The sequence below is a fragment of the Serratia marcescens subsp. marcescens ATCC 13880 genome (assembly GCF_017299535.1).
GTDB classification, from domain to species: Bacteria; Pseudomonadota; Gammaproteobacteria; order Enterobacterales; family Enterobacteriaceae; genus Serratia; species Serratia marcescens.
On the sequence record NZ_CP071238.1, the window covers coordinates 897,654 to 914,439 of the forward strand.

The following is a 16,786-nucleotide window of genomic DNA, read 5'->3' on the forward strand; positions in this document are numbered from 1 at the left end:
AAACGGCAGCCGAGGCTGCCGTTTTGCTTTTCTGCCGTTGCCGACGCGCGCTTATTGCGGGTTGGCGGCGATCACTTTGGCCACTTTGTCAGCCTGGCCGTTCAGCTGCAGCTGCTTGTAGGCATTTTCCATCAGCGGCAACACGTCGTGCGTCGCTTTGGTATCCGGGAATTCACGCAACATCTGCTCGGCGCGATTAACGACCGCGACGTAAGCACCGCGTTTAGTGTAGTATTCCGCCACCGAAAGCTCATACTTGGCCAAGCGGTCTTTCAGATACACCAAACGCTTGTTGGCGTCGGTCGCGTATTGGCTGTTCGGGTATTGCTGAATCAACTGGCTGAAGTCGCGGAACGCAGCGCGAGCGTGCTGAGGATCGCGGTCAGAACGGTCAACCCCGAAGAAGCCCTGCAGCGCGCTGTCATCAAGCGCCATGTCGGTCAGGCCGCGCATGTACATCACGTAATCGATGTTCGGGTGCGTCGGGTTCAGACGCATGAAGCGATCGATGGATGCCTGAGCCATCGGCAAGTCGGCGGCCTTATAGTAGGCGTAAATCAAATCCAGCTGGACCTGCTGGGAATACGGCCCGAAAGGATAGCGGTTATCTAACGCTTCGAGTTGCGTAATCGCGCCCTTGAAGTTACCGTCCTGCAGTTTTTGCTGCGCGGTAGCATAGATTTCCGAAGGTGGGTTGTCGGGAACCGCATCCTTGGATGTGGAGCAACCTGCCAGCGCCAGGCTCAACGTGGCTGCCGCCACCAGATATTTCATACGCGTCATGACGTTTTGATTATCCTCAGGGTGTTATTCCGGGAGACTGTCCGTTAAGCTCCCGACAAAGACCAGGTACAATAGCACATTATATTAAACGGCATCGCCGTGAAAACCCAACGTTAACGAAGAAGCTGCATATGGCACAACAAGTACAACTCACCGCAACGGTGGCCGAATCTCAACTCGGACAACGTTTAGATCAGGCTTTGGCCGAATTGTTCCCTGATTATTCACGATCTCGCATAAAAGAGTGGATCCTGGGCGATCGGGTGAAGGTCAATGGCAAAACGTCAAACAAACCGAAAGAGAAGGTGCTGGGCGGAGAGACCGTCGCCATCGATGCACAGATTGAAGAAGAGGCGCGTTGGGAGCCACAGGATATCGCGCTGGATATCGTCTATGAAGACAGCGACATCCTGGTGATCAACAAACCGCGCGATTTGGTGGTGCACCCTGGCGCCGGTAACCCGGACGGCACGGTGCTCAATGCGCTGCTGTATCATTACCCGGAAATCGCCGACGTGCCGCGCGCCGGCATCGTGCACCGTCTGGACAAAGACACCACCGGCCTGATGGTGGTGGCGAAAACCGTGCCGGCCCAAACCCGGCTGGTGGAAGCGCTGCAGGCGCGTGAAATCACCCGTGAATACGAAGCAGTGGCGATCGGCACCATGACCGCCGGCGGCACGGTAGAAGAGCCTATCGCGCGTCATTCCACCAAGCGTACCCATATGGCGGTGCACCCGATGGGTAAACCAGCGGTAACGCACTACCGCATCATGGAACACTTCCGCGCACATACCCGCCTGCGCCTGCGCCTGGAAACCGGCCGTACTCACCAGATCCGCGTGCACATGGCCTATATCAGCCATCCGCTGGTGGGCGATCCGCTGTACGGCGGTCGTCCGCGTCCGCCGAAAGGCGCTTCGGAAGCCTTCATCAATACGCTGCGCGGTTTTGACCGTCAGGCGCTGCACGCCACTATGCTGCGTTTGTATCATCCGATTAGCGGTATTCAGATGGAGTGGCATGCGCCGCTGCCGCAGGACATGGTCGATCTGATCAACGCGCTGAAGGCGGACACCGAAGAATTCAAAGATCAGATGGACTGGTAATGAGCTCGCTCATTCTGCCTGACTGGCCGTTGCCTGCCGGCGTTAAGGCCTGCAGCACCACGCGTCACGGCGGCGTCAGCCTGCCGCCTTATGACTCGCTGAACCTCGGCGCTCACGTCGGTGACGAGGAGCAAGCGGTGAAGCGCAATCGGGAACGATTGGTTATCGCCGCCGGCTTGCCGCAGATGCCGGTGTGGCTCGAGCAGGTGCACGGCACTCGCGTGGTGACGTTGACGGGACAAGCGCCCGCCGATCTGCGGGCGGATGCGGTGTACAGCAACGAGCCGGGGCAGGTGTGTGCCGTGATGACGGCGGATTGTCTGCCGGTGCTGTTCTGCTCGCAGCACGGCGACGAAGTGGCCGCCGCTCACGCCGGCTGGCGTGGGCTATGCCACGGCGTGCTGGAGCAAACCGTGGCGGCGTTCAGCGCCGCGCCGGGCCAAATTAGCGCCTGGCTGGGGCCGGCGATCGGCCCGCAGCAGTTTGAGGTCGGGCCGGAGGTGCGCGCCGCTTTCATGGCGGAAGACGCTGAGGCCGCAGCGGCATTTACCCCGCACGGCGATAAGTTTTTGGCTAATATCTACTTGCTGGCTCGCCAACGCTTGTTGCGTGCGGGCGTTCAGGCCATCTACGGCGGCGACCGCTGTACGGTTAACGAAATGAGCCATTTTTTCTCCTATCGGCGCGACGGAATAACCGGACGTCTGGCAAGTTTAATCTGGCTGATATAACCTATTGAATTAGGACGATCCAACGACGCATGGCGTTGTACCGAAAATTTAGCGTCGAGATAACCTTGAAAATTTGAGGGATGACCTCATTTAATCTCCAGTAGCAATTTCGACCCATCTTGGAGGTGTTATGCGTCTGGATCGTCTTACCAACAAATTCCAGCTTGCCCTCGCCGATGCCCAGTCACTAGCCCTTGGGCACGACAACCAGTTTATTGAACCGCTACATCTGATGAGCGCCCTGCTCAATCAGGAAGGGGGCACGGTTCGTCCACTATTAACTTCCGCAGGTATCGATGCCGGGCGCGTGCGCACCGAAATCGAACAGGCGCTGTCCCGTTTACCGCAGGTAGAAGGCACCGGTGGCGACGTTCAACCGTCCCATGAGCTGGTGCGCGTTTTGAACCTGTGCGACAAGCTGGCGCAGAAGCGCGCGGACAAATTCATTTCTTCCGAGCTGTTTGTGCTTGCGGTGCTGGAAGACCGCGGTTCGTTGACCGACTTGTTGAAAGCGGCCGGCGCGACGGCCGACAAAATCAGCAAAGCCATTGAACAAATGAGAGGCGGTGACAGCGTGGAAGACCAAGGCGCCGAAGACCAACGGCAGGCATTGAAGAAATACACGATCGATCTGACCGAACGCGCCGAGCAGGGCAAGCTTGACCCGGTGATCGGCCGTGACGAAGAGATCCGTCGCACCATTCAGGTGCTGCAACGCCGCACCAAAAACAACCCGGTGCTGATCGGTGAACCTGGCGTAGGTAAAACCGCCATCGTCGAAGGCCTGGCGCAGCGCATCATCAACGGCGAAGTGCCGGAAGGGCTGAAGCACAAGCGCGTATTGTCCCTCGATATGGGCGCCTTGATCGCCGGCGCCAAATACCGCGGCGAGTTTGAAGAGCGTCTGAAAGGCGTGCTCAACGATCTGGCCAAGCAGGAAGGCAGCGTTATCCTGTTTATCGACGAACTGCACACCATGGTCGGCGCCGGTAAGGCGGATGGCGCGATGGATGCGGGTAATATGCTCAAGCCGGCGCTGGCGCGCGGCGAGCTGCACTGCGTCGGTGCCACCACGCTGGATGAGTATCGTCAATATATAGAGAAGGATGCGGCGCTCGAGCGTCGTTTCCAGAAAGTGTATGTGGCGGAGCCGAGCGTGGAAGACACTATCGCTATTCTGCGCGGCCTGAAAGAGCGTTACGAACTGCACCACCACGTGCAGATCACCGATCCGGCCATCGTGGCGGCGGCAACGCTTTCGCACCGTTATATCGCCGATCGTCAATTGCCGGACAAGGCTATCGACCTGATCGACGAAGCGGCGTCCAGCATTCGCATGCAGATGGACTCCAAGCCTGAATCGCTCGATCGGCTTGAGCGCCGCATCATTCAGTTGAAGCTGGAACAGCAGGCGCTGAATAAAGAGTCGGACGACGCCAGTAAGAAACGCCTGGACATGCTCAGCGATGAGCTGGGGCAGAAAGAACGCGAATATTCGGAGCTGGAAGAAGAGTGGAAAGCGGAAAAAGCGTCGCTCTCCGGTACTCAGAACATCAAGGCGGAACTCGAGCAGGCCAAAATCACCCTGGAGCAGGCGCGCCGCGTCGGCGATCTGGGGCGGATGTCGGAACTGCAGTACGGCAAGATCCCTGAGCTGGAGAAACAGCTCGCCGCCGCCACGCAGGCCGAAGGCAAGAGCATGAAGCTGCTGCGCAACCGGGTGACCGATGCGGAGATTGCTGAAGTGCTGGCGCGCGCCACAGGGATCCCGGTGGCCAGAATGCTGGAAGGCGAGCGCGACAAGCTGCTGCGTCTGGAGCAAGAGCTGCATTCGCGAGTGATTGGCCAGGACGAAGCGGTCAGCGCGGTCTCTAACGCTATCCGCCGCAGCCGCGCCGGGTTGTCCGATCCTAACCGGCCGATCGGTTCGTTCCTGTTCCTTGGCCCGACCGGGGTGGGGAAAACCGAGCTCTGCAAGGCACTGGCTTCGTTCCTGTTCGACAGCGACGACGCCATGGTGCGTATCGACATGTCCGAGTTTATGGAGAAACACTCCGTTTCGCGTCTGGTCGGCGCGCCTCCGGGTTATGTCGGCTATGAAGAGGGCGGCTACCTGACGGAAGCCGTGCGCCGCCGGCCTTACTCGGTGATTCTGCTGGATGAAGTCGAGAAAGCGCACCCGGACGTATTCAATATTCTGTTGCAGGTGTTGGATGACGGCCGCCTGACCGATGGTCAAGGCCGCACCGTCGATTTCCGCAATACTGTAGTGATCATGACGTCCAACCTGGGGTCCGATCTGATCCAGGAGCATTTCGGTCAGATGAACTACGCGCAGATGAAAGAGTCGGTGATGGAGATGGTGAGTCACCACTTCCGTCCGGAGTTCATCAACCGTATCGACGAAGTGGTGGTGTTCCATCCGCTGGGCGAGAAACACATCGCTGCGATCGCCAAGATTCAGCTGTCGCGTCTGTACAAACGTTTGGAAGAGCGCGGTTACGAAGTGACCATGACCGAGCCGGCCCTGGCACTGTTGAGCAAAACCGGTTACGACCCTGTGTATGGTGCGCGTCCGTTGAAACGTGCTATTCAGCAGGAGATCGAGAACCCGCTGGCGCAGCAAATCCTGTCTGGCAAGCTGATCCCCGGCAAGCTGGTAACGCTGGATGTGGAAAACGACCATATCGTTGCACGCCAATAACGACAGTTAAGCGTAATAAAGATGAAAGGGAGCGGGTGACCGCTCCCTTTTCTTTATCTTCGTTTGTCCCTATTTACAGGGTTTGCCGCTATTACTGTGCTAGAACCGGTGTTTTTTGACTAATAAATATCCTAAAAAACCGTTTTTGGTGATTATTTGAACGCTTGAAAAGTTTTTTGCATTTAGGGGTTGCGGCCCGCCGAGAACTCCCTATAATGCGCCTCCACTGACCGGGAACAACGACTGACAAGCCGCCGGGTCAGCGAGAAGAAAGCGAAATAAACGCTTGACTCTCCGGGCGAAAAGCGTAGTATACGCAGCCCGCGCCGATGAGTTTCTCGGCGCTGCTCTTTAACAATTTATCAGACAATCTGTGTGGGCACTCCACAAGACGATATCCAGCATCTTCGGATGCAAAAAAATATCAAGTCTTGAAGAGTGACTAACTGAAGTAAAATTCATGCAGTAAATCTTTGAGCATCGCTTCTCGAGTGGAAGCAAATCAAGCTTTTAATTGAAGAGTTTGATCATGGCTCAGATTGAACGCTGGCGGCAGGCTTAACACATGCAAGTCGAGCGGTAGCACAGGGGAGCTTGCTCCCTGGGTGACGAGCGGCGGACGGGTGAGTAATGTCTGGGAAACTGCCTGATGGAGGGGGATAACTACTGGAAACGGTAGCTAATACCGCATAACGTCGCAAGACCAAAGAGGGGGACCTTCGGGCCTCTTGCCATCAGATGTGCCCAGATGGGATTAGCTAGTAGGTGGGGTAATGGCTCACCTAGGCGACGATCCCTAGCTGGTCTGAGAGGATGACCAGCCACACTGGAACTGAGACACGGTCCAGACTCCTACGGGAGGCAGCAGTGGGGAATATTGCACAATGGGCGCAAGCCTGATGCAGCCATGCCGCGTGTGTGAAGAAGGCCTTCGGGTTGTAAAGCACTTTCAGCGAGGAGGAAGGTGGTGAGCTTAATACGTTCATCAATTGACGTTACTCGCAGAAGAAGCACCGGCTAACTCCGTGCCAGCAGCCGCGGTAATACGGAGGGTGCAAGCGTTAATCGGAATTACTGGGCGTAAAGCGCACGCAGGCGGTTTGTTAAGTCAGATGTGAAATCCCCGGGCTCAACCTGGGAACTGCATTTGAAACTGGCAAGCTAGAGTCTCGTAGAGGGGGGTAGAATTCCAGGTGTAGCGGTGAAATGCGTAGAGATCTGGAGGAATACCGGTGGCGAAGGCGGCCCCCTGGACGAAGACTGACGCTCAGGTGCGAAAGCGTGGGGAGCAAACAGGATTAGATACCCTGGTAGTCCACGCTGTAAACGATGTCGATTTGGAGGTTGTGCCCTTGAGGCGTGGCTTCCGGAGCTAACGCGTTAAATCGACCGCCTGGGGAGTACGGCCGCAAGGTTAAAACTCAAATGAATTGACGGGGGCCCGCACAAGCGGTGGAGCATGTGGTTTAATTCGATGCAACGCGAAGAACCTTACCTACTCTTGACATCCAGAGAACTTTCCAGAGATGGATTGGTGCCTTCGGGAACTCTGAGACAGGTGCTGCATGGCTGTCGTCAGCTCGTGTTGTGAAATGTTGGGTTAAGTCCCGCAACGAGCGCAACCCTTATCCTTTGTTGCCAGCGGTTCGGCCGGGAACTCAAAGGAGACTGCCAGTGATAAACTGGAGGAAGGTGGGGATGACGTCAAGTCATCATGGCCCTTACGAGTAGGGCTACACACGTGCTACAATGGCATATACAAAGAGAAGCGACCTCGCGAGAGCAAGCGGACCTCATAAAGTATGTCGTAGTCCGGATTGGAGTCTGCAACTCGACTCCATGAAGTCGGAATCGCTAGTAATCGTAGATCAGAATGCTACGGTGAATACGTTCCCGGGCCTTGTACACACCGCCCGTCACACCATGGGAGTGGGTTGCAAAAGAAGTAGGTAGCTTAACCTTCGGGAGGGCGCTTACCACTTTGTGATTCATGACTGGGGTGAAGTCGTAACAAGGTAACCGTAGGGGAACCTGCGGTTGGATCACCTCCTTACCTAAAGATATTAGTTCGAGTGGCGTGCTCACACAGATTGTCTGATGAAAAAGTAACGAGCAAAAGCGTCATAAAAGTACGGTGTCGTGTCCCCTTCGTCTAGAGGCCTAGGACACCGCCCTTTCACGGCGGTAACAGGGGTTCGAATCCCCTAGGGGACGCCAAGCTTCCGACCCACCCGGTGAAAGCGGCGGTCTCAAGTATCTGACGATACACCATATCTTAAAGATGACTTCCGAGTCATGTTTAAGATATTGCTCTTTAACAATCTGGAACAAGCTGAAAATTGAAACATGACGGCTGAAATTTATCCCTCCGTAGACGTATTGGGATAAAGAGTAACCTGTCATAGAGTCTCTCAAATGTTTGCAGCGCGAACGATGGAAACATCTTCGGGTTGTGAGGTTAAGTGACTAAGCGTACACGGTGGATGCCTAGGCAGTCAGAGGCGATGAAGGGCGTGCTAATCTGCGAAAAGCGTCGGTAAGGTGATATGAACCGTTATAACCGGCGATACCCGAATGGGGAAACCCAGTGTGTTTCGACACATTATCATGTCATGAATACATAGTGGCATGAGGCGAACCGGGGGAACTGAAACATCTAAGTACCCCGAGGAAAAGAAATCAACCGAGATTCCCCCAGTAGCGGCGAGCGAACGGGGAGGAGCCCAGAACCTGAATCGGCTTGTGTGTTAGTGGAAGCGTCTGGAAAGTCGCGCAGCAAAGGGTGATAGCCCCGTACACTAAAATGCACAGGTCGTGAGTTCGATGAGTAGGGCGGGACACGTGACATCCTGTCTGAATATGGGGGGACCATCCTCCAAGGCTAAATACTCCTGACTGACCGATAGTGAACCAGTACCGTGAGGGAAAGGCGAAAAGAACCCCGGCGAGGGGAGTGAAATAGAACCTGAAACCGTGTACGTACAAGCAGTGGGAGCACCTTCGTGGTGTGACTGCGTACCTTTTGTATAATGGGTCAGCGACTTATATTTTGTAGCAAGGTTAACCGTATAGGGGAGCCGTAGGGAAACCGAGTCTTAACTGGGCGATTAGTTGCAAGGTATAGACCCGAAACCCGGTGATCTAGCCATGGGCAGGTTGAAGGTTGGGTAACACTAACTGGAGGACCGAACCGACTAATGTTGAAAAATTAGCGGATGACTTGTGGCTGGGGGTGAAAGGCCAATCAAACCGGGAGATAGCTGGTTCTCCCCGAAAGCTATTTAGGTAGCGCCTCGTGAACTCATCTTCGGGGGTAGAGCACTGTTTCGGCTAGGGGGCCATCCCGGCTTACCAAACCGATGCAAACTCCGAATACCGAAGAATGTTATCACGGGAGACACACGGCGGGTGCTAACGTCCGTCGTGAAGAGGGAAACAACCCAGACCGCCAGCTAAGGTCCCAAAGTCATGGTTAAGTGGGAAACGATGTGGGAAGGCATAGACAGCCAGGATGTTGGCTTAGAAGCAGCCATCATTTAAAGAAAGCGTAATAGCTCACTGGTCGAGTCGGCCTGCGCGGAAGATGTAACGGGGCTAAACCATGCACCGAAGCTGCGGCAGCGACGCTTAGCGTTGTTGGGTAGGGGAGCGTTCTGTAAGCCGTTGAAGGTGGCCTGTGAGGGTTGCTGGAGGTATCAGAAGTGCGAATGCTGACATAAGTAACGATAAAGCGGGTGAAAAGCCCGCTCGCCGGAAGACCAAGGGTTCCTGTCCAACGTTAATCGGGGCAGGGTGAGTCGACCCCTAAGGCGAGGCTGAAAAGCGTAGTCGATGGGAAACAGGTTAATATTCCTGTACTTGGTGTTACTGCGAAGGGGGGACGGAGAAGGCTAGGCTGGCCGGGCGACGGTTGTCCCGGTTTAAGCGTGTAGGGGGTGTGACCTGGTAAATCCGGTTGCATGCTAACCCTGAGGCGTGATGACGATGCACTACGGTGCAGAAGTAGTTGATGCCCTGCTTCCAGGAAAATCCTCTAAGCTCCAGGTAACATTAAATCGTACCCCAAACCGACACAGGTGGTCAGGTAGAGAATACCAAGGCGCTTGAGAGAACTCGGGTGAAGGAACTAGGCAAAATGGTGCCGTAACTTCGGGAGAAGGCACGCTGGCATGTAGGTGAAGTCCCTTGCGGATGGAGCTGAAGCCAGTCGAAGATACCAGCTGGCTGCAACTGTTTAATAAAAACACAGCACTGTGCAAACACGAAAGTGGACGTATACGGTGTGACGCCTGCCCGGTGCTGGAAGGTTAATTGATGGGGTCAGCCGCAAGGCGAAGCTCTTGATCGAAGCCCCAGTAAACGGCGGCCGTAACTATAACGGTCCTAAGGTAGCGAAATTCCTTGTCGGGTAAGTTCCGACCTGCACGAATGGCGTAATGATGGCCAGGCTGTCTCCACCCGAGACTCAGTGAAATTGAACTCGCTGTGAAGATGCAGTGTACCCGCGGCAAGACGGAAAGACCCCGTGAACCTTTACTATAGCTTGACACTGAACATTGAGCCTTGATGTGTAGGATAGGTGGGAGGCTTTGAAGCGTGGACGCCAGTCTGCGTGGAGCCATCCTTGAAATACCACCCTTTAATGTTTGATGTTCTAACTCGGCCCCGTGATCCGGGGTGAGGACAGTGTCTGGTGGGTAGTTTGACTGGGGCGGTCTCCTCCCAAAGAGTAACGGAGGAGCACGAAGGTTAGCTAATCACGGTCGGACATCGTGAGGTTAGTGCAAAGGCATAAGCTAGCTTGACTGCGAGAGTGACGGCTCGAGCAGGTACGAAAGTAGGTCTTAGTGATCCGGTGGTTCTGAATGGAAGGGCCATCGCTCAACGGATAAAAGGTACTCCGGGGATAACAGGCTGATACCGCCCAAGAGTTCATATCGACGGCGGTGTTTGGCACCTCGATGTCGGCTCATCACATCCTGGGGCTGAAGTAGGTCCCAAGGGTATGGCTGTTCGCCATTTAAAGTGGTACGCGAGCTGGGTTTAGAACGTCGTGAGACAGTTCGGTCCCTATCTGCCGTGGGCGTTGGAAGATTGAGAGGGGTTGCTCCTAGTACGAGAGGACCGGAGTGAACGCACCACTGGTGTTCGGGTTGTCATGCCAATGGCATTGCCCGGTAGCTAAGTGCGGAAAAGATAAGCGCTGAAAGCATCTAAGCGCGAAACTTGCCTCAAGATGAGTCTTCCCTGGGCCTTTAAGGCCCCTGAAGGAACGTTTAAGACTAAGACGTTGATAGGCTGGGTGTGTAAGTGCAGCGATGCATTGAGCTAACCAGTACTAATGATCCGTGAGGCTTAACCTTACAACACCGAAGGTGTTTTTAGAGAGATTTTCAGCGAAGTTCCGAGATTGGTTCTGATGGCTTGACGGAAGTGAAGCGGTTGGAATGAAACGAATTTGCCTGGCGGCAATAGCGCGGTGGTCCCACCTGACCCCATGCCGAACTCAGAAGTGAAACGCCGTAGCGCCGATGGTAGTGTGGGGTCTCCCCATGCGAGAGTAGGACACTGCCAGGCATCAAATAAACGTTATCAGTGTGACGACTGGTAATGCGCAAATCGCAGAACGCGATGTTGCCGGCATCGAAAGATGCAACGTAAAAGAATCGGTGGAGCGGTAGTTCAGTTGGTTAGAATACCTGCCTGTCACGCAGGGGGTCGCGGGTTCGAGCCCCGTCCGTTCCGCCACTTAATTGATAAGCCCTGAGTCTCGACTCAGGGCTTTTTCATATCTGCATTTTGCGCTTTTCAGGCCGGAATTGTCCTTCCTTACCGCCTTACCCCCATATTGTTGCCGTTAGATCAAAAGTCTTATGCCGAACCAGGCGTTTTTGATCAATAAAAAAGTTGCCATAATCTTCCTCATACCACATCTACCTGTTAATGAGAGAAAACATTATGAGCATCCCTGCATTTGGTTTAGGTACTTTCCGCCTTCAGGATCAGGTTGTTATCGATTCTGTCAGCACCGCACTCGAGCTGGGCTATCGCACTATCGATACCGCGCAGATCTATGAAAACGAAGCGGCTGTTGGCCAGGCTATCGCTGCCAGCGGCGTGAAACGTGAAGACCTGTTCATCACCACCAAGATTTGGATCGCGAACCTGGCGAAAGGCGCGCTGATCCCAAGCCTGCAAGAAAGCCTGAAAAAACTGCAAACGTCCTACGTTGATCTGACGCTGATCCACTGGCCGTCACCCAACGACGAAGTGCCGGTTGCCGAATTTATGGCTGAGCTGCTGGAAGCGAAAAAGCTGGGACTGACTCGCCAAATTGGCGTATCTAACTTCACCATCGATTTGATGCAGCAAGCGATTGACGCGATTGGCGCCGATGAAATCGCCACCAACCAAATCGAGCTGTCACCGTTCTTGCAGAACCGCAAGGTGGTAGAATTCGCGCAGCAGCACGGCATCGCCATCACCTCTTACATGACGTTGGCCTACGGCAAAGCGCTGCAGGATGAAACGATCAAAAGCATCGCCGCTCGTCACAATGCAACTCCAGCACAGGTTGTCCTGGCTTGGGCATTGAAGCTGGGCTATGCAGTTATTCCTTCCTCGACCAAGCGTGAAAACCTGGCGAGCAACCTGTTGGCGCAGCAACTGACGCTGACCGACGAAGATATGGCGCAGATTGCCGCACTGGAGTGCAACGGCCGTCTGGTTAGCCCGGAAGGTCTGGCGCCAAACTGGGATTAATCATTCCTCGCAGTAGTCAGCATAAGGCGCCCATCGGGGCGCCTTTTTTATCGTTTCAGGTATTCACTCACAAAATCAATAAAGCTGCGCAGACGGTTGCTGACGGCGCTGTCGCTGTAATAAACCGCGTTGATCGGCATGGCGACCGGCAGTGTCGCTTCCACCAGAATCGGAACCAAATCTCCACGTTTGATATCTTCGTCGCTCATAAAGTCCGACAGGCAGGCGATACCGTTGCCATGCAGACAGAGATGGCGCTGGGTTTCTCCGCTATTGGTGGTCAAGCCTGGGGTGATTTCCAACTGGCTGCCATCTGAACAAGCCAGCGGCCAGCGGTTCAGGCTGGGCAGGTCGTTGAAGCCGATGCAGCAGTGATGTGCAAGATCTTCTACCGTTAGCGGCGTGCCGTGTTGAGCCAGATAGGCGGGAGAGGCGAGCACATGCCGATAGCTGGTCATCAGTTTGCGTGCTTTCAGCGTGGAATCGGTCAGTTCGCCTACGCGGATTGCGATATCCACTTTTCGCTCGATCAAATTGATAAAGTTTTCCGAAGACACCAGCGATAGCGACATTTCAGGATAACGTTCGCGGAACTCCGCCACTAAAGGCGTCAGCATGTGCAGCACCACCGGCGTTGCCGCGTCGACGCGCAGCAGGCCTTGCGGACGCTGGCGGCTTTCCATCAGCGCATTTTCCGCCGCGGCCATGTCGTTCAGTACCTTCTGCACTTGGCGAAAGTAATTCTCTCCTTCCTGAGTCAGGCTGATTTGGCGCGTGGTGCGGTTGAGCAACGTCACGCCCAGTTTGCTTTCCAGTTTTTTCACCGTTCGGCTGACTACGGAGTTCGCTTGTTCCAGGCGTTCGGCCGCCCGGCTGAAGCTGCCGCTTTCCACTACGGTGACAAAGGTGATCAGCTCGTCTGAGTTTGCTTTCATTTTTGCTCCGATAGCAAAGTTAATTTGAAATTTTGAGCATTTTTATCATTTAAGCATAGGCCGATAATAGCCGTCATCAACTTGAATGCTATTTCGGAGTAAAAAATGCCACTCGCATTACTTGCCTTAACCATCAGCGCTTTTGCTATCGGCACGACCGAGTTCGTGATTGTCGGGTTGATCCCGACTATCGCGGAACAGCTTGGGGTGAACGTACCGTCCGCTGGATTGCTGGTGACTATCTATGCCCTCGGCGTGGCCATTGGCGCGCCGGTGCTGACGGCCCTGACCAGCCGTATACCGCGCAAGCTGCTGCTGGTTGGCCTGATGGCGCTGTTCACTCTCGGCAACCTGCTGGCCTGGCAATCACCCAGCTATGAATCGCTGGTGATTGCCCGGTTGTTGACCGGCCTGGCGCACGGCGTGTTCTTCTCTATCGGCTCCACTATCGCGACGAGCCTGGTGGCGAAAGAGAAGGCGGCTTCCGCCATCGCCATCATGTTTGGTGGCCTGACGGTGGCGCTGGTGACCGGCGTACCGTTAGGGACGTTCATCGGCCAGCAGTTTGGCTGGCGTGAAACCTTCCTGGCCGTTTCTCTGATTGGCGCGGTCGCTACGGTGGCCAGCATTATTCTGGTGCCGAACAATATCAAGAACCAGGGCAGCGCCGGCGTGCGGGAACAGATGAAAGTACTGACTCATCCTCGTCTGCTGCTGATTTACGCAATTACCGCATTGGGATACGGCGGGGTCTTCACGACCTTTACCTTCCTTGCGCCCATGATGCAGGAACTGGCGGGCTTCTCTGCTCCGACCGTGAGCTGGATACTGTTGGCTTATGGTGTCGCGGTGGCGGTGGGTAACATCTGGGGGGGCAAGCTGGCCGATCGCCATGGGGCGGTGCGTGCCTTGAGCTTTATCTTTGCCGCGTTGGCCGTTTTGTTACTGGTGTTTCAGTTTACCGCCAGCCACAGTATCGCCGCTTTGCTGACGGTGATTGCGATGGGCGTGTTCGCTTTCGGCAACGTGCCGGGGCTGCAGGTCTATGTGGTACAAAAAGCCGCACAATACACGCCAAATGCGGTGGATGTGGCGTCCGGTCTCAACATCGCGGCGTTCAACATCGGCATTGCGCTTGGTTCGGTGATTGGCGGTCAGACCGTTGCCTCGCTGGGGCTGGCGCAGACCCCCTGGATTGGCGCGCTGATCGTGGTGGTTGCATTGTTGCTGGTTAGCCTCAGTGGCCGTCTGGATAAAAAGTCTCAGCGGCAAACAGCTTGATAGGCAACTATTACTGCCTGGCCCGCGTTTTGCGGGCCTTTTCGCATTTTTCACCTATTATCCCCCACCTTTACACAGCTATACCGTCAGAAGATTGAAATCGCTGCAGGTGGCCCCTATAACTGAAAAGGTGATGCCCGCAAAAGCCATGCCCTCTATGCGGGGTAGGCGTATAATCAATTCATCGTTGGCGAGTCTTCATCGCCAGTTTTCATGTTACTGGGTAATAGGCGAATCGCGTGCCGAAACGAACTTATGCAATGCGGTATGTTGCAGGTCAGCCAGTTGAGCGAATCTTTCCTGGCGCCGTTAACCAGCCGTTGCCGCCAGGGGCGGCGCTGCCGACGACCGGCGCCTTGCGCGTTATGGTGTGGAATATTTTCAAACAGCAGCGAGCCGACTGGCTTTCGGTGCTGAAAAACCATGGCAAAGACGCGCAACTGGTGCTGTTGCAAGAGGCGCAAACCACGCCGGAGCTGGTGAGCTACGCTACCGCCAACTACCTGGCGGCCGATCAGGTACCGGCCTTTGTGCTGCCGCAGCACCCTTCCGGCGTGATGACGCTGGCGGCCGCTCATCCTGTTTACTGTTGCCCGCTGCGCGAGCGAGAGCCGCTGCTGCGGCTGTCCAAGTCGGCCCTGATCACCGTTTATCCGCTGTACAACGGCGAGCTGTTGATGGTGGTGAACATCCATGCGGTGAACTTTAGCCTGGGCGTCGACGTCTACAGCAAGCAACTGGGGCCAATCGGTGAGCAGATCGCCAGCCACCGGGGGCCGGTGATCATGGCCGGGGACTTCAACGCCTGGAGCCGCAAGCGCATCAATGCGCTGTATGACTTCGCCGGAGATATGGCGCTGCGCGAAGTGAGCTTCGCCGACGATCATCGCCGCAAGGCCTTCGGCCGTCCGCTGGATTTCGTATTTTACCGCAATCTGGGGGTGGTGGAGGCGTCGGTATTGGTGACCAGCGCGTCGGATCACAATCCGTTGTTGGTGGAGTTCCACCCGGAAAAAGACTCTCCCGTCTGGTGAATCGCAGGTAATAAAAAAGCACCCCGCAGGGTGCTTTTTTGTGCCGGAAACTTAGGTATCCGGCGTTAGCTTGTTGCCGACAAACAGGGTCAGCTTCAGACCTGGCTGCAGGTTGCCTTTGGCGAGCGTTGAATTCCAACGCATCACGTCGTTAATATCGACGCCGTGACGACGTGCGATACTGGCGAGCGAATCACCTTTACGAACCTGGTAGGTGATACTGCTGTTATTGCCAGTATTGCTGGCCACTTGCAGGGTTTGCCCAACTTTTATGGCGCTCTTGGCGCGTAAGTTGTTCCAACTCTGCAAATCGCTGGTCTTAACGTTCAGCCGCTTGGCAATGCCCGATAAGGTGTCGCCGGAGCGCACTTTATACGAACTGCCACCGGTCAAACCGCTGTTCTTCGCCAACTGCGTCGTTGGCTGAGTCACGGCGATCTGGCCATCGGCCAGCGAGTCTTTCAGTTGCTCGGCATGTCCTTTGGGAACCATGATGTAATGGGGCCCGTTGGGTGCCGTAACGCCTTTTTTGTAGCCTGGGTTATACGCTTTCATCTTGGTGACTGAAAGTCCTGCCATCTCAGCCGCCTGAGTCAGCTGGATCTGCTGTCCGACATCAATACGCGCCAGCGCACGGGTTTCATCCGTTTTCGGGAGTTTCACGCCGTACTTCTTGCTGTTCTTGATGATGTCGCTCAGCGCCAGCATTTTCGGGACATAGATTGACGTTTCACGCGGAAGCGACAATGCCCAGAAATTGGTTGGCTTACCCTGGCGTTTGTTTGCCTTCACCGCTTGCATCACGCGGCCTTCACCACTGTTATAGGCGGCTACGGTCAGTAACCAGTCGCCGTTAAACATGCGGTTCAAGCGCTGCATCATGTTAAGCGCAGCGGTTGTTGAGGCGACGACATCGCGTCGACCGTCATACCACTGATTGTTTTTCAAACCATAATTGCGACCCGTTTGCGGCACGATTTGCCATAGCCCTGCGGCGTTGGCACTTGACGTGGCGTGTGGGTCAAAAGCGCTCTCCACTATGGGTAGCAGTACCAGTTCCATCGGCATATTACGTTTCTTAATCTGCCCGACTATCCAGTACATGTACGGCTCTGCCCGTAATGTTACATCGTGGAGATAGCTCTTACTTTTTAAGTACTTTCTTTTCTGATCACGGATCCGGGAATTTTCCGGAACCTCCATCTTCAGCTCGTCGCTAATGAAGTTCCACAGGTCCTGTTGCGCGGCGGGACTGTTGTTATCCAACCACCGCGCCGAGCTCGCTCGGCCATTTGCTGTGTACTCTCCTGCTTCACCATCTTGACCAGCCGAAGACAAACTCTGTGCATGCTGTTCTGGCGCCGGTGCGTCCTGCCTGGACGACTGGCAACCCACTAGCAAGACTGAGGCGAGAAATATCGCTTTAGCCTTCATGTGTGTGTCAATG

At 55.2% G+C, this 16,786-nt stretch carries 9 protein-coding genes, 2 tRNA genes and 3 rRNA genes; 11 read left to right on the forward strand and 3 right to left on the reverse strand.

Annotated elements, in window-relative coordinates:
• Nucleotides 1-51: 51 nt before the first annotated feature.
• Nucleotides 52-783 (reverse strand): outer membrane protein assembly factor BamD, encoded by a 732-nt coding sequence (bamD, locus tag J0F90_RS04165; protein ID WP_004932456.1) that lies wholly within the window; start codon nt 781-783, stop codon nt 52-54.
• A gap of 131 nt (nt 784-914) precedes the next feature.
• Here bamD and rluD point away from each other — a divergent pair, with 131 nt between their 5' ends.
• The 9 genes from rluD (at nt 915) to dkgB (ending at nt 12,089) form a co-directional block, all read left to right on the forward strand.
• Entirely contained in the window at nt 915-1,892 is a 978-nt protein-coding gene (gene rluD / locus J0F90_RS04170) for a 23S rRNA pseudouridine(1911/1915/1917) synthase RluD (protein WP_028127833.1), read from the forward strand.
• Nucleotides 1,892-2,623, forward strand: coding sequence for a purine nucleoside phosphorylase YfiH (yfiH, locus tag J0F90_RS04175; RefSeq protein WP_033641294.1), 732 nt, complete (start codon nt 1,892-1,894; stop codon nt 2,621-2,623). Before rluD ends, yfiH begins: the two co-directional genes overlap by 1 nt.
• Before the next feature lie 130 nt (nt 2,624-2,753).
• Complete coding sequence (gene clpB / locus J0F90_RS04180; RefSeq protein ID WP_025301647.1) at nt 2,754-5,327, forward strand: ATP-dependent chaperone ClpB; 2,574 nt, start codon at nt 2,754-2,756, stop codon at nt 5,325-5,327.
• A 511-nt stretch (nt 5,328-5,838) separates the two neighbouring features.
• Nucleotides 5,839-7,380: ribosomal RNA gene (locus J0F90_RS04185) — 16S ribosomal RNA — on the forward strand.
• A gap of 88 nt (nt 7,381-7,468) precedes the next feature.
• Nucleotides 7,469-7,544, forward strand: a tRNA-Glu gene (locus tag J0F90_RS04190).
• A gap of 239 nt (nt 7,545-7,783) precedes the next feature.
• Nucleotides 7,784-10,690 (forward strand): 23S ribosomal RNA (locus J0F90_RS04195).
• Between the two features lie 98 nt (nt 10,691-10,788).
• A 5S ribosomal RNA gene (gene rrf / locus J0F90_RS04200) occupies nt 10,789-10,904 on the forward strand.
• The 16S, 23S and 5S rRNA genes sit together here with 2 tRNA genes alongside, the layout of an rRNA operon.
• 94 nt (nt 10,905-10,998) lie before the next feature.
• Nucleotides 10,999-11,075 (forward strand) — tRNA-Asp (locus J0F90_RS04205).
• 210 nt (nt 11,076-11,285) lie between these two features.
• On the forward strand, nt 11,286-12,089 hold the full coding sequence (gene dkgB / locus J0F90_RS04210; protein WP_016929009.1) for a 2,5-didehydrogluconate reductase DkgB: 804 nt from the start codon (nt 11,286-11,288) through the stop codon (nt 12,087-12,089).
• A gap of 47 nt (nt 12,090-12,136) precedes the next feature.
• Here dkgB and yafC read toward each other — a convergent pair whose 3' ends face one another.
• Complete coding sequence (yafC, locus tag J0F90_RS04215; RefSeq protein ID WP_004930183.1) at nt 12,137-13,024, reverse strand: DNA-binding transcriptional regulator YafC; 888 nt, start codon at nt 13,022-13,024, stop codon at nt 12,137-12,139.
• A 105-nt stretch (nt 13,025-13,129) separates the two neighbouring features.
• On the opposite strand from yafC, the gene J0F90_RS04220 reads away from it, so the two are divergent.
• On the forward strand, nt 13,130-14,305 hold the full coding sequence (locus tag J0F90_RS04220) for an MFS transporter (RefSeq protein WP_033641295.1): 1,176 nt from the start codon (nt 13,130-13,132) through the stop codon (nt 14,303-14,305).
• A 260-nt stretch (nt 14,306-14,565) separates the two neighbouring features.
• A complete protein-coding gene (locus J0F90_RS04225; protein ID WP_033641296.1) occupies nt 14,566-15,339 on the forward strand; it encodes an endonuclease/exonuclease/phosphatase family protein in 774 nt (257 codons plus the stop codon).
• 51 nt (nt 15,340-15,390) lie between these two features.
• On the opposite strand, the gene mltD is transcribed toward J0F90_RS04225, so the two are convergent.
• Complete coding sequence (gene mltD, locus J0F90_RS04230; protein ID WP_103086433.1) at nt 15,391-16,773, reverse strand: murein transglycosylase D; 1,383 nt, start codon at nt 16,771-16,773, stop codon at nt 15,391-15,393.
• Nucleotides 16,774-16,786 lie beyond the last annotated feature (13 nt).